Raw genomic sequence first — 15592 nt, 5'->3', positions numbered from 1 at the left:
CTGGATTTCGGAATTATGAAATTGTTTAGTGGCATTAAATGCCTTTTAAATTAATTACATAAGAACCACCTTGTAGTGGAGTTCCCATTCATAATCCTGAAATCGGTGATGGTCAGAATTAGTAATTCCGTAAAGTTTAGTTAGTGCATTTTTACTACCTAATGGTAGTATTTAATAACATTCAACATTTTTCCATTATTATTTCCATGAAAATATATTAATATGGACCATAACGCGGAATATATTTACCTCGAAACATTATATTTTTAAGAAAACATATGGTTAGTATTTAAAATCAAAATTACGCTGTTCAGGAAAAGATAAAGGCCTTATAGTGAGAACAACATATCGAATTGAACAAGATTCAATGGGATCAATTAACGTCCCAGAAAATCATCTTTGGGGAGCGCAAACACAACGATCGCTAGAGCATTTTCGAATTTCAAAAGAAAAAATGCCAATTGAAGTGATCAAAGCTTTAGCACAGATTAAACGTGTAGTAGCACAAGTAAACAAAGAATTATACCTGCTTGATGATAATAAGGCTAATGCCATTATTTGCGCAGCAAATGAAGTAATTGCTGGTCAATACCCCGATGAATTTCCATTAGTTATTTGGCAAACTGGATCAGGTACTCAAAGTAATATGAACATGAATGAAGTACTAGCCAATCTTGCGAGCAAAATTTTAGGTGGTGAATATGGTAAAAGACGGTTAATACATCCTAATGATGATGTAAATAAAAGTCAAAGTTCTAATGACGTTTTCTCCACTGCTATGAATATAGCTGCGGTAGTTACTTTATGCGAAAAGCTCTTGCCACAAATTATATCTTTAAAAAATACCTTGCATGCCAAATCTATTGTTTTTAATGATATTATTAAAATTGGCCGTACCCATCTTCAGGATGCAACGCCATTAACATTAGGTCAAGAAATTTCTGGTTGGGTAGCAATGTTAGCACACAATGAACAACATATTGAAACAAGTATTCCACATCTTTGTGAGCTTGCACTAGGAGGTACTGCTGTAGGTACTGGCCTCAATACCCATCCGAAATATGACATTCGTGTAGCACACGTATTAGCTGAACTTATCAATCAACCCTTTATTACCGCACCAAATAAATTTGAATCTTTAGCTACTTGCGATGCTCTAGTCCATTGTCATGGAGCGCTCAAAGGATTAGCGGCATCCATGATGAAAATTGCTAACGACATCCGATGGCTAGCGTCTGGTCCACGCTGTGGTATCGGTGAATTGAAAATTCCAGAAAACGAACCAGGTAGTTCAATTATGCCAGGTAAAGTAAATCCGACTCAATGTGAATCGATGACAATGTTATGTTGTCAAGTTATGGGAAATGATGTAGCAATTAATATTGGTGGAGCATCTGGTAATTTTGAATTGAATGTTTATCGTCCGATGATAATTTATAATTTCTTACAATCGGTTAATTTGCTGTCAGACGGTATTAATAGATTCAATAAATACTGTGCGGTTGGAATTCAACCTGATCGAAAACGTATCGATCAGTTACTGAATGAATCACTCATGCTTGTAACAGCATTAAACACATATATCGGATACGATAAGGCAGCAGACATCGCAAGGAGAGCTTATCACGGAGGACTAAATCTAAAGTCCGCAGCACTGGAGTTAGGGTATGTAACAGAAGAACAATTCGATGCTTGGATCCGACCAGAAGCTATGGTTGGTAATATCAAGGATTGATACATTTTATTAATAATATATGCTAAAAGCAAAACTACTAAGAAAAATAGAAATGAATAATTATATATTTATCATCCATACTACTACGATTCTCAATCATAAAATAAATTATAATATTTAAAAAATAGACGTGAGGCGAATCATCATCTATGATGAAATTGATTAATTCCTGAATGTAATAAATTGATTTATAAGGGGACTATGAATAATACATCTGATACGGAAACAGTGTTGTACTGTTTATTTAACTAGATATAAAAAACTGAAATATGTTTGTATTTATTTATGTTTAAATCAGCGTTGCATACTAGACAATGCTGGTTATATATATTTTTTATAGCTCTTATCTTGATTTGATATAATTCGCACACAATCAATATATGACAGACTCTGATAAAGCACACATGATAAAAAATTTAAGAAATAATGATAATGCTAAAGTTTTATTTTAGTTTAGTAGTACAGATAACAAATCAATATGCTGATAGCTTAAAGAGTTATCAGCATCATCATTCATAATGGTTTATTATTCATCATCGATTCTTTGCACTTAGATTATATTCACGTAGCTTGTTGGCAATTGCAGTATGGGAAACTCCCAATCTTTTTGCTAATTTACGAGTGCTAGGATGAGTTCTGTATAATCGAACTAAGACTGATCGCTCAAACCGTTTGCTAATTTCAGATAATGATCCATTGAGTAAATCATCTGATATCGAACAGATGGGATTAAAATCGGGTAGTTCAATGCCATTATCGTGTATCATAAGGCCATCTTGTCGTGCTATTGCACTATAGAGAATATTCTTTAACTGCCGCACATTTCCTGGCCAGGTATAGCAGCTAAGTTTATCAATTAAATCTGGTGCTAATTTAGGTTGTTTGACTCCATTTTCATTACAAAATTGATCAATAAACATTGATGCTAACGGTATTATATCCTCTGGATGCTCACGTAATGGCGGAATTGTTAAACTTAGTACATTCAAACGATAATAGAGATCTTCTCGAAAATGACCACTTCGTACTAAATTAAGTAAATTTTTTTTCGCTGTACAGATTATCCGTACGTCTACATGTATCTCTTGATCTTCACCTACGTGATATAAGGTACTACAATTAAGAAAATGAAGCAGCTTATTTTGCATAATAGGAGACATTTCTGAGATTTCATCGAGTAATATAGAACCACCATTTGCCCGCTCAAAAAAACCTTTTTTACTTTTTCGTAACAGCGGATCAACATCTGTTGCATAACCAAACAACTCAATTTCTGCCCTTTCATCGGATAAAGTGGCACAGTTAAATACTAAAAAAGGATGATGACTTCGAACACTATATAAGTGGCATGCATGGGCTAGTAATTTTTTACCAGTGCCAATTTCTCCAAAAATTAATAGTGGCGCATCTAAAATCGCTAATTTTTTAGTAATGTCTAATAATTGGTGCATGGATTTACTATTTACCAGGAGTCTATTAAAAGCATTTTTATTATGTATTGATTGATCTTTTAACTGTCTATTCAAATGCATTATTGATTTTAACATTACTATTCCACCAGCCATATTAGATTGGCCATTATCACTAGATAGTAAAATTGGTGAGATGTCCAATAAAAAATATTGACCTTGAATCATAACCCATTTACTTGTCGGCAGAGGTAAGGCATCTCGTAACCAATGATTAAAATCAAAATCACTAATTACCGTAGATATCATCTGGCCGATCAAATTCTTTTTTTTCTGATCACATAGTAATGCTGCTGCTGGATTAAATAATTCAATTTGGCCTGTGATATCAATGGAAAATACAGGTTCTGGCATAGGAGCTAAAATAGCTTTCATTACATGAAACCCATATTCAGTAGATATATAGGTAACGACAGTGTGCACATCTGTGACTCCTTCTATGCTACGAATTTTTGATATTATTGTTTTAAAAATATTGCATTCTAACTGCGCAAAGTTCAAATAAACTCGTCCGATAGATGTGAATTCAACGCTACGTAAATCTATAGCGTATGAAGTTAATAAATTTAGTAATTCTTGCGATAAATTCACATGATTTTGACAATATACTTCCAAACGCATAGGTTGCCTCGTTTTAGCAGTTATAATTGCAGGAAGTATAATACTGACATTGTATTGCAGTTGAAGTTATCTATCAAAAAAGTTAACAATGTAGACAATTAACTGCATATTTGTTATTCAACGCAAAGTTTTTTATGTAATTAGTGTAACTTTAAGAGATATAAATTATTTTTTTAACAGATTCTAAAGTATTTTTTATTGAATTATTAATAGTAGTTTTATGTAATAGTTTGAATTAGGCTAATAAAGATTAGCGAACTACAACTATTTTCATATCCAATATGAAGTGTGTTCTGTTGTTTATTAGCATTTGATCGAATTAAAAAAATTATCTAACTTGTTATGTCCATTCGTTAATGTTTACAAAAAAATTCTAACAAAATTCATGAGTACAAAAATATTTTTCATATTCTATCAGAATAAAAGATAGCTTAATCATTAAAGTATTCAGACGTAGGTTAGACTAGATATGATAAATTTTTTGTTTCAAAATAGAACACACAATATAGAACACACAATCTAATTAATTCTAATTAAATTGAATTTTGGATTAACCAAGTTGTTAATTTATTAACTATATGAGGATTTTGAATGAGTTTTAAAATTAACATATAGCATTGCTATTATCTAATTTTTATCAAATAACATGGAATGTACATTAAAAAATTGTATAATTATTTATTGTACAAGTGAGCTGCTAAATATAGCAATTTAATTAATGAATTAATAATTTGATAGAAGATATAATATGATTACAATTTGAATCTAGTACCAATCAAATATTTAATTTTGAACATTTAATATTTACTTAGTAAGTAGGCATTAAATTAATTTCTTAGATACTGGATATATACAATCTTAACTGCTATTGTTAACTAGAATTAGTTATAAAAATGTTACATGTGTTTTTTCTAAAAGAAAAATAGCATATTTTATCTTAATATCCAATTGATAAAGTACTTGAAAATATATATGTCTCAATATGCATTGGTGTAACAAACAAAATCATTTTTTGTAAATTAATTAGTTAGATATACATCTAACTTATTGATCTTAAAATTAAAATATACTATTGTACGCTTATTTAAAAGGTGACAAATTGATCGTGCAATGTTGTACTAAGGATAATAAGTATTATTTTTTAGAACATTATCTAATTATTCATTGTTAGTATATTGAATAATATATTCAGCCTTTTTGAATTAAATTTCAATTTAATTAACACAATAAAACGATTATATCCAAAAAAATTAGATATATGAAATTATCATGATAACTACAATACATCTCTATAAGAATGCCGGTAAAAATGTAGTATAACGTTATTCTTTCTGTTTATTGCTCCTTCCTAATTAAATCCAGAAAAATATTAAGTTATATAGAAAGTTATCTTAACTTTATAAGGGATGGAATATCCTATTTATTTGACTATTATTTTTCATAGTAAAAATTAATATTTTACTAAAGTAGTTCACTACAAAATAAAAAAATTTGTTGAATAACTATTCAGATAAAACTATATTTCTTTTTATTGACTAAATTGGATACTCTCCTAAAAGAAAACAGAACAACGAAGTTTTATAAAAAACCTAGCTATATTAATGAATGTCGCACATTATAATGTTATAATTCGATTCTCTTCTTAAAAGAGAAGTTATGGTACATTGAAATAGGTTATAAATAACCGACTCAATATTTTACTAAGTTAGATTAGCATGCTATAAATCCATCTGTAAAAGATACTAGTTGAAATTTATTAAGATGCTATGTTTCTAAATTTTAGAATAGAAGATAATGAAAATAAAATTATATATCATCTATATTCTTACTTGTATCTTGAGGTTAGTACATTTAAGGTTACAGTAAGTAATAAGAAATGCTAACCAATTGATATTACTATTATAATAGATTTTATTAAATAGATAAGTTAAAACTTAATTTTTAAGTTAGCAAGTTTCTCCTACATGTACAAATAACACTCAATAAACATAGTTCTATACTAGATTTATTCGATGAAGCAGTAAGATGCAGTTATCAACTTATACTATCACACTATAACGTTTCAGTTTTCCTGTACGCCTTATAATAAAACGTTTGTAATAAGCAATTAAAACTCCCTATTAATAAACATAAACAGAGTCATTGTCCAATGAATAAAAGAAAACGCTATGATATCCTGTATCGTTTACGTGAACAAAATCCCTATCCAACTACTGAATTGATTTTTCATTCACCATTTGAACTATTAATTGCTGCGCTACTATCAGCAAAATCTACAGATCATAGCGTTAATAACGCTACTAGACAACTGTTTCAAGTAGCAAATACAGCACAAGATATGCTTTTTTTAGGCATAGAAGGCATTAAAAGCTATATCAAATCAATTGGTCTCTTTAATCGTAAAGCAGAAAATATCATAAAAACCTGTAGAATGTTAATCAAACATCATCAAAGTCAAATACCTGAAGATCGAACTGCGCTAGAAGCTTTACCAGGAGTTGGTCATAAAACTGCTAATCTAATACTTAATATTGCTTTTGATTGGCCGACAATTTCAGTGGACACACATGTTTTTCGTGTTAGCAATAGGACTCGTTTTGCAATAGGGAAGGATGTAAAAACTGTCGAAAAAAAGCTGCTCACCGTTGTGCCAAAGATGTTTAAACTACACTGTCACCATTGGTTAGTTTTACACGGCCGATATACTTGTATCGCTCGTTCACCACGTTGCACTAGTTGTTTGATTGAAGATCTTTGTGAGTATAATCATAAATCTCATCTATGATAGAAATATACTTTTAGCTTTTTAGACGCAGTTTCTTAATTTTATAGATTATATTAAGAACATCACGAGTAATTTTGTCAAACTGACTGAATAAAACTGTGAAGTTCATTTCAAATGAAGTACATAATAGAATATAACATTAAGATATACTGATATAATTCATACTGGTAACAGTATTAAATAAGATGAAATATCTTTTTTCAGTCATATTACTTATATTAAATGATATAATTCTATACATAATAACGTTTTGTATGTACAAAACGGATTGTGTTAGAGACATATTATATTCTGTATGTCTTATGCCTTAGGTGGATGTGTATAAATATTATCCTGTTAAAAATATAAAGAAACATAAGTATATTTTCAATACATCATTTTAGATGAATATGTATATGATAGTGGAATGTTTAGTATCAATCCAATAGTTTTGGCACCTTTGGGCACCAATAATTAAAATAATCGACGAGGTCTTTAGTGTCAACTACAAATCAACAAGTATCTACACAACATATAACTTTAAATGCTTTCAAACAACCAAAATCATTTTATCTAATTTTTTCTATTGAATTATGGGAACGATTTGGATATTACGGTTTACAAGGTATTTTGGCTGTTTATTTAGTAAAAATACTTGGCTTATCAGAAGCTGCATCCATCACACTATTTTCATCTTTTAGTGCATTGGTATACGGCTTTGTTGCTATTGGTGGCTGGTTAGGTGATAAAGTACTTGGCACTAAACGTGTTATTATTCTTGGAATATTAATTCTTACTGCCGGTTATAGCATGGTCGCTTTATCTAGTTATAAGGTAATTTTAGTTTATTTTGGTATGGCTACCATCGCCGTTGGAAGTGGACTCTTTAAAGCGAATCCTTCTTCGTTGTTAGCCACCTGTTATAAAAAAGATGATCCTCGCTTAGACGGTGCTTTTACCATGTATTACATGGCTATTAATATCGGATCATTTTTATCAATGCTTTCCACTCCATGGCTAGCTGCACATTACGGTTGGAATGTTGCATTTTCGTTAAGCGTTTTCGGAATGTTAATCACATTAGTTAATTTTATTTTCTACCGGGGTTATGTTAATAATCATGGTTCTGCACCAGATTTTGTTAAATTAAAATGGTCACGTTTATTTGCAGTGTTAGCTGGAATTTCGCTCTTAATTCCCTTATCCACTTGGTTATTACATCATCAAAATATTGCACGTATGGTTCTTGGAGCAATAACACTCAGCATTCTTTTTATATTTGCATATGAAACTTTTCAACTCCAACAAGCAGAACGACGTCGTATGCTTGTGGCATTGATTATGATGCTAGAAGCAGTAGTGTTTTTTATACTCTATAGCCAAATGCCAACTTCATTAAATTTCTTTGCTATTCATAATGTAGAAACTGTATTACTTGGATTACATTTTGAGCCTGAGCAATGTCAAGCACTGAATCCCTTTTGGATCATGCTGACTAGCCCGCTTTTAGCGGCATGTTACAACCGTTTAGGCGATCGCTTAGCGATGCCATTTAAATTTGCTATAGGCATGATTCTATGTTCACTCGCATTTTTAATTTTACCACTCGGTGCATATTTTGCTAATGAGGCTGGCATAGTATCGATTTATTGGTTGATCCTAAGCTATGCATTACAAAGTGTTGGTGAATTGATGATTTCTGGTTTAGGTTTAGCTATGGTAGCACAACTGGTGCCGCAACGTTTAATGGGATTTGTAATGGGATCCTGGTTTTTAACTACTGCTGCAGCAGCAATTATAGCTGGATTTGTTGCTAATCTTTCAGCAGTGCCATCTGATGTTAGCGATCCACATCTTTCTTTAAAAATTTATAGCCATGTTTTTATGCAAATTGGAATATGTACAGGTATCATCGCTATATTAATGATGGCTTGCGCATCTAAACTCAAATCTATTGCAACAGACGGAAATAATAAAATATAAAATAATTAGAAAACTAATCTGTTAATTAATTATCTAAAATTGTAATGTTAAACACATAAAAAATTAATCATTTTTTATGTGTTTATTTTATAAATTTAACAGTTTTTAACGGTATTTATGGAAAATAAAAGAAAAAGAAAATTTCTTTTTAACTAATTTTGATAAATTTCAGTACATAATTTATGATAAACTATGATAAATTGTCTTATAGTATTTAGTATTTATTCGTATTATTATTAATCAATATTAACTTTTTAAGAATTAGGATTATTCAAAATAATCTTATTTTTAGTTACATTATATGTAATCGGTGTTACTTGTCTTTAAAGTAATTTAATCTTTATTAAAAAAATTAACTACGCCAGTACAGAAGACAGTAATTTTTTTTACCCCGGCATAATAAGGTATAGCGGTTATATAACCGATCGATATCATTAAATACATATTCTACTGATGTCTTTTTTTCACCATTAATCGAAATTGCATGAGCAGTAATCATAGTACGAGCTTGTCCTAAAGATGGTGCCAGACCCGATGCTACTAGCGCTTGTTGTAAATTATTCATTTTATCTTCAAGCATAATCATTGGCATCCCATCTATAGAGAGTTGAATAAAATCGTCTTGAGTTAAATTGATAATTTTTCCGCTAAATAAACTAGTAGTAATACGTTTAGCAGCAGCTAAACCTTTCTCGCCATGCACCATTCTAGTGACTTCTTCCGCTAAAATATATTGGGCTTTAAAAATGTTCTTATTTTTAAACTCTTCTTCTAGTGCCATGATGTCAGACATATCTATAAAAGTAAAACATTTAAGAAATCGGTATACATCGTTATCATTAATGTTAATCCAAAATTGGTAAAATTGATAAGGGCTTGTTTTTTTTGGATCTAACCAAATCACGCCACTTTCAGTTTTTCCAAATTTAATACCATCTGATTTTGTAATAAGCGGTACTGTCAATCCGAAAACTGTGTTTCGATGTAACCGACGGATTAGATTAATACCAGATATAATATTCCCCCATTGATCCGATCCTCCTATTTGTAATGTTACACCATATTTTTCATTGAGAAATAAAAAATCATAACTCTGAAGAAGATTATAGGAAAATTCGGTAAAGGATAGTCCTTTTTTTTCATAATTTAGTCTTTGTTTGATGGCTTCTTTGCTAATCATCTGTTTTATGTAAAAATATTTACCTATATCATGAAGAAAATTTAATATCTTCATTGAATGAAACCAATCATAGTTATTAACAGCAATAGCGCTATTTTTACTACAATCAAAATCGACAAAAAGAGCTATTTGACGTTTAATTTGTTCTACCCATTTTTGAATCGTTTCTACAGTATGAGCCTTTCGTTCGACTACTTTAAAGCTAGGGTCGCCAATAAAACCAGTAGCACCACCTATCAAAATAATTGGACGATGTCCAAATAATTGAAAGCGTTTTAAGCAGAGCAGCACTACTAAATGTCCTAAATGTAGGCTATCAGCAGTAGGATCGAAACCACAATAGAGCACGATAGGTCCTGATGATAAATGTTTAGATAGCGCTATTTCATCTGTAGTCTGTGCGACTAAACCTCGTTCCTGTAATTGCTTTATTAGGTTACTTTTTGCCATTAACTACTCCTTTTACAAAAAGAAAATACATTTCTTAATTAACATTGACATGCTCTACTTTTATAATGCCTAATGTCTTCTTAAGTATCAATGTATTTTCTTATATGCCAATATAATTATGGAGATAGTCTATTTATGCGCCAACCATTTGCATTTCGTTGATAGATAAATCGATCATGTAGACGATGCTCACCACCCTGCCAGAATTCTATTGCTTCAATGTGTACTCGATAACCTCCCCAAAAATGTGGAAAAGGTATTTTGCAATACTTAAACTTATTTTTAAATTCATGAAATTTATTTATTAGAATTTTACGAGAAGCGATCTTGCTAGATTGTTTAGAGATCCAGGTTCCTATTTGGCTATCTCGAGGACGAGTATAAAAATATTGCATGACATCAATTGTTGATAGCCTCTTTGCCTGTCCTAAGACCAATACTTGTCGTTCTAATTCATGCCAAGAAAAATGTAAGCTAATATGAGGGTTATAATTTAAATGGATAGCTTTTCGACTTCTCAAATTTGTGTAAAATACCATGCTTTTTTCATCGAAATATTTAAGCAAAACAATACGTTGATAAGGTTGATTATTCTTATCTACTGTACTTACATTCATGGCTGTAGCTTCAAAAAGTTTCGCATCACAAGCTTGTTTTAACCAGCGTTCAAACAAGACCATGGGCTCTTTTGTTAAATCGGTATAACGTAATGTACCCAAAGTATATTCTCTCCGTAGAGCAGAAATATTCAATTTTTCTATCATTGCTTTTTAGGAAATAATTAAAAAGTAAAAACTATTTTTATATCATAATGTTAAATAGTCTAAATCATATCTATTATGTTCATATTTTTAAAAAAACTAAAAAATGTATACTAAAAATATTTCCATAAAATCATTAGATATATAAATTACCATTTATACATTTTGTATAGCTAGGAGTCACGAATTTTTCGTAGTGAAATGTTTATAAACGTGATTAATCGAGTTTTGATTTAGTATTACAGTGATAGCTTTTCTATTTTAAAAATATCTGACCCTAGTTGGTTGAAATAATTTGACCTATTCTCTACAGAATACAATTTAATTGCTAATTATAGTAGCACTATTTATTATATTAGTTTTGTGTGCCATACAATGTAGATTAGTCCAGCAATGATATTGATGTACATTCTTTTAATTAGTGAAGAAAGGGCACTGCATTGTTACAGTATATTGCTTGAAATACTTTTAATCTATTGATTAAAAAATAAAAAATGATATCATGTATAGATGGTACATACTAATTAATTATCATACTTAATATATTATAGAAAACAACTTTATATTTCAGAAAAGAATAATGATATTCTGATATATAATGGAATGTATAGATATAACTTTATAATACAATATATTTCACATAAGGATTATATTTTAAAATATAAAATGATTACTTTTAGTTGAGCTTATATCGCTAGTAATATTATTTATATTTTTGAGTATCGTGCGAGTTCTTAAATATCCAGATTTTTTAAATATTGAAGATATTATAGTTTATATATGTATTGCTGTTGATTTATATTTCATTAAAAAAATTTTCTAAAAAATTAAATAACATTTATACAATGAAACATTGTATATATAATTTATATTTATTTTAAAATCGCTACAATCAGTAATTATCTTCTTATTATTTAAATAATATATATAATAAATTAATCAAAAAAATTAAAATTTACTAAATTTCTTAGCATATATTAATATATAGATTTAAGAATAGTATATAATTATAAAGTTATTTTATGTAAGTATTTTTATACTATTTAAATATTATGTAAAATGTATTGCATTTGTGTTGAATACTTTTATGTGCTAAAAAAAGAACACACGCTTATATGTGTGATGCACTCGTTACGTAACAAGTAATTTTAAATCAGTATAAAGAGATTATTTTAAATAATCTATTGATCTAAATGTAACGATGTGATGATATGTATCATCCATAGTCAATGAAAAGCATAAATAGTGAATCCAACATTTAATATTATTAATAGTATTTTAAATTAATTAAGTGTTATTTATACGATATCTACAGTAATTACTGTAGATCTATTAAAAAGTAAAACTTATAGAAATTTTATCACATGATAAGGAAATATGTTTAGTAACATAGCATTATGCATAGATAAGATTAATCTAATATAATATGGTTAATAACCATTAATGACCAATAGATTAATCCATTGGATGAATAAGTTTCTTAATTATTTCGAAACAACTATGTCTACATTAGTAATGTATAAAATTTAAATTTTAAAGAGTATTCCTAATAAATTGTATGAGCCATTATACATGATGAATTTATTCTCTATTTTATTAAGCAACTTCTATGATATACATAAATAATATTTAAAAATCTGATAATTATCATGCAAGTATTCTTCTAATATTTTTATTAGAATAAAAGTTATATGTTGAAATAGAACATTATGTAGTAAATAAGCTATAACATCATTACGAATAAAATTGCCGATCAATCAAAGATAATTTACAAAATTCTATTCTATCCAATAGAATGACTGTATGATTGTTAAATAACCAATATATTTAAGTTTTTAACATAATGAATGCTAAAGTAGAAAAATGAATAAATCTAATATAATTATATACATAATAATTACTATTATTACATTATATACATAATACAATGTAGTTGAAGACTTGACTTCTAAGTCACACGCCACGTGTTATTATACGTGTATTCCTTACTACAAATTTATTGTGAATATTTCTGACCGTTTTATGCTAAAAAAAGATTTTTTACCTATTAAATACATTTAAATAACCGCTTTTATGCGACTAGATTATTAGCTTTTTGAATATGGTTTATATATTATTACATGTTACTATTGGTATAATATAATCATAATTGAAACAATCTAAACTCCAGTGCATAGTAAAACTATTATTTATTTTGAAATAAACAGTAGTTTTTTTAAATGTAAATAATTAGACAACATTAAAATAAAAAAATAATAACATAAATATGTCTAAGTTTTTATCAAATTTATTCTTAATTAATTGTTATTATGATGATGGCCCCTGCTGGATTTGAACCAGCGGCCAAGCGATTATGAGTCGCTTGCTCTTACCACTGAGCTAAGGGGCCTGAGAATGGAAAAACAGCACATTCTACATGATAACACTAAATTAATCTATATTTTTTATTAAGCATATAATCATTTTTACTTGGTCTTAAAAATAAAAAACATTACGCTCGCTGGTATTAATACATATAATTAACTAATATTCGATTAATAATATAATATAGTTTCAATATAGATTGCAGAGTAGCAGACTACTAACTAGTAATATTAGAGTAATGATAAATCTGTCTATTATTTATGGAAATAGATTATGTTCGGCTTTTTAAAAGCTAATAACTACAAACAACATCTTCAATGTAAAATACCTTAAGTAAGAAATTATGTTAAATTTTTAAAATCGTTACTAAAAAGAGAAAATATCGTCAATTCATTACCTCTATTTTAACGTAAAAATGAATTTTAGTAATAAAATAATCAAAAAAAATAGGATTAATAGTTGATACTGTACTATCATACATCTCCAGGTGTGGAGACAAAATCTATGAACAATATAATATAAATATAAATTTATATCTAATAAATAAAATTTAAAAAATAGTAAAACTAGATCACCATCTATAGATATCACACCGATATGCATTAATTAAGTTAATGCATCCTAGTTATGTTTATAGTATATAGTACTAATGCAAGTTTTAATCAATACTTAGAATAAAATTTATAATTTAAATGGATTATCAAATATTAGATATCAACACATAAAAAAATAAATGTATGTTAAAATTTAAATATATTTCTTAATGAATAAAACTAATAGTGTCTTTTTATATAGCTATAAAATAAAAAGTCCTATTTAAAATAAAAATTCAATATTATTTTATTTAGTCAATATTGTTTATTTAATACTAATAATATTAAATATAATAAGGTAAATACAATTAGATTCTTAAAATTTAATACTTAAATTATTATAACATAGATTATGTAATCCATTCTTATAATTATTGTTTATTAAACGAAGTAATAAAACGATGTAATATACGTTTACTGAGCGTAAGCAAATAAAATAATAATATGAATAGTACTATATAAAAAATTATTTAAGATAATATTCAAATAATCGGAATAATTAACTGTGAGGAAATTACATTTTATGAAACGTATAGTTCTCTTTGTACTGACCAATTTAGCAGTGATGGTAGTATTTGGTATTATGCTGAATTTCATGGGGATTCAATTTTCTAATATTACCAGGTTAATCATTACGGCTGGAATATTTGGCTTTGGAGGAGCAATTGTTTCTTTACTGATGTCAAAATACATGGCATTGCGCTTGGTTGGCGGAAAAATTATCAGCCAACCTCGAGATGACATTGAGCGATGGTTGTTAAATATAGTGAATCAGCAAGCACAACAAGTCAATATTACCATGCCGCAGGTAGCTATTTATCCTGCACCTGATATTAATGCCTTCGCCACTGGCCCTCGACGTAATGCATCTCTAATAGCTGTTAGTACTAGCCTATTGCAAAATATGAGTCATGCTGAAGTTGAAGCAGTGATCGCGCATGAAATTACTCATATCGCTAATGGCGATATGGTTACAATGACCTTAATACAAGGCGTAATGAATACCTTTGTGATCTTTATATCGCGTCTACTAGCGCAGATGATATCAGGATTTTTTTCATCAAATCGAGATGAGTCTGATAATAGTAATGGTAATCAACTTGTATATTTTATTACTTCTATGGTATTAGAGTTGATGTTTGGTATTCTTGCAAGCGTAATCACTTTATGGTTTTCTCGTTATCGTGAATTTTATGCTGATGCTGGTGCAGCTAAACTTACAAGTCGAGAAAAAATGATTGCAGCTTTGGAACGTCTAAAAACCAGCTATGAACCACAAGAAGAAAGCAGTATGATAGCTTTTTGCATTCATGGTCGGAAGAAGTCATTTTTTAGCAAACTATTTATGTCGCATCCATCCTTAGAAAAACGTATTGAAGCATTAATTACTAATGCTTATATGATGCGATGAAACCAAATTTCAACTTTGTTTTATTTTTTTAACTTCACATAAAAAGAGTATAAATAAAAATATTATTTTCATGAATTGAACAAAAATATTATCTATTTTTTAGAATAGTAAGATAATTGATCATTAAAAATATTTCATATGTTTTTTTCAAAACTTCTACTGGAAATTGATGTTGTTAAATCAACCTATGGGATAGAATTATATCATCACAGATATACAATCAATATATTTTCATTAACAATAAATTATATGAATTTCTGC

The 15592-nt window shown here is 28.7% G+C and carries 7 protein-coding genes and 1 tRNA gene; 4 read left to right on the top strand and 4 right to left on the bottom strand.

The features are described from left to right. Positions 1–367: 367 nt before the first annotated feature. Positions 368–1735, top strand: a complete 1368-nt coding sequence (gene fumC, locus ACICP0_RS01360; RefSeq protein ID WP_395480233.1) for a class II fumarate hydratase — start codon at positions 368–370, stop codon at positions 1733–1735. A gap of 533 nt (positions 1736–2268) precedes the next feature. Here the strand turns inward: fumC and tyrR are convergent. After that, positions 2269–3825 carry a transcriptional regulator TyrR gene (tyrR, locus tag ACICP0_RS01355; RefSeq protein ID WP_395480156.1) on the bottom strand — a complete coding sequence of 519 codons (1557 nt, stop codon included), beginning with the start codon at positions 3823–3825 and terminating at the stop codon, positions 2269–2271. 2149 nt (positions 3826–5974) lie between these two features. On the opposite strand from tyrR, the gene nth reads away from it, so the two are divergent. Together nth and dtpA are read left to right on the top strand one after the other, a co-directional pair. Beyond that, the gene (nth, locus tag ACICP0_RS01350; protein ID WP_395480155.1) at positions 5975–6610 is read left to right on the top strand and encodes an endonuclease III; all 636 of its coding nucleotides are present in this window, start codon (positions 5975–5977) and stop codon (positions 6608–6610) included. A 477-nt stretch (positions 6611–7087) separates the two neighbouring features. Continuing rightward, positions 7088–8572 carry a dipeptide/tripeptide permease DtpA gene (dtpA, locus tag ACICP0_RS01345; protein ID WP_395480154.1) on the top strand — a complete coding sequence of 495 codons (1485 nt, stop codon included), beginning with the start codon at positions 7088–7090 and terminating at the stop codon, positions 8570–8572. A gap of 352 nt (positions 8573–8924) precedes the next feature. Here dtpA and tyrS read toward each other — a convergent pair whose 3' ends face one another. The 3 genes from tyrS to ACICP0_RS01330 all read right to left on the bottom strand — a co-directional run bounded on the left by tyrS (position 8925) and on the right by ACICP0_RS01330 (position 13352). Beyond that, positions 8925–10202: a tyrosine--tRNA ligase gene (gene tyrS, locus ACICP0_RS01340; RefSeq protein ID WP_395480153.1), complete on the bottom strand. Its 1278-nt coding sequence runs from the start codon at positions 10200–10202 to the stop codon at positions 8925–8927. A 116-nt stretch (positions 10203–10318) separates the two neighbouring features. After that, positions 10319–10966 (bottom strand): pyridoxamine 5'-phosphate oxidase, encoded by a 648-nt coding sequence (gene pdxH / locus ACICP0_RS01335; RefSeq protein WP_395480152.1) that lies wholly within the window; start codon positions 10964–10966, stop codon positions 10319–10321. A 2313-nt stretch (positions 10967–13279) separates the two neighbouring features. Then, positions 13280–13352: transfer RNA gene (locus ACICP0_RS01330), tRNA-Ile, on the bottom strand. 1091 nt (positions 13353–14443) lie between these two features. Here ACICP0_RS01330 and htpX point away from each other — a divergent pair. After that, on the top strand, positions 14444–15331 hold the full coding sequence (htpX, locus tag ACICP0_RS01325) for a protease HtpX (RefSeq protein ID WP_395480151.1): 888 nt from the start codon (positions 14444–14446) through the stop codon (positions 15329–15331). Positions 15332–15592: the final 261 nt, after the last annotated feature.

Origin of the sequence: Candidatus Curculioniphilus buchneri endosymbiont of Curculio glandium (assembly GCF_964275155.1) — a bacterium.
In the GTDB taxonomy this organism is placed as follows: domain Bacteria; phylum Pseudomonadota; class Gammaproteobacteria; order Enterobacterales; family Enterobacteriaceae; genus Curculioniphilus; species Curculioniphilus buchneri.
This window is presented reverse-complemented; position numbering and strand designations above follow the sequence as displayed.

Coding starts and splice junctions, on each gene's coding strand:
- fumC (WP_395480233.1), top strand. CDS start 368: ATGGGATCAATTAACGTCCCAGAAAATCATCTTTGGGGAGCGCAAACA.
- tyrR (WP_395480156.1), bottom strand. CDS start 3,825: ATGCGTTTGGAAGTATATTGTCAAAATCATGTGAATTTATCGCAAGAA.
- nth (WP_395480155.1), top strand. CDS start 5,975: ATGAATAAAAGAAAACGCTATGATATCCTGTATCGTTTACGTGAACAA.
- tyrS (WP_395480153.1), bottom strand. CDS start 10,202: ATGGCAAAAAGTAACCTAATAAAGCAATTACAGGAACGAGGTTTAGTC.
- pdxH (WP_395480152.1), bottom strand. CDS start 10,966: ATGATAGAAAAATTGAATATTTCTGCTCTACGGAGAGAATATACTTTG.
- htpX (WP_395480151.1), top strand. CDS start 14,444: ATGAAACGTATAGTTCTCTTTGTACTGACCAATTTAGCAGTGATGGTA.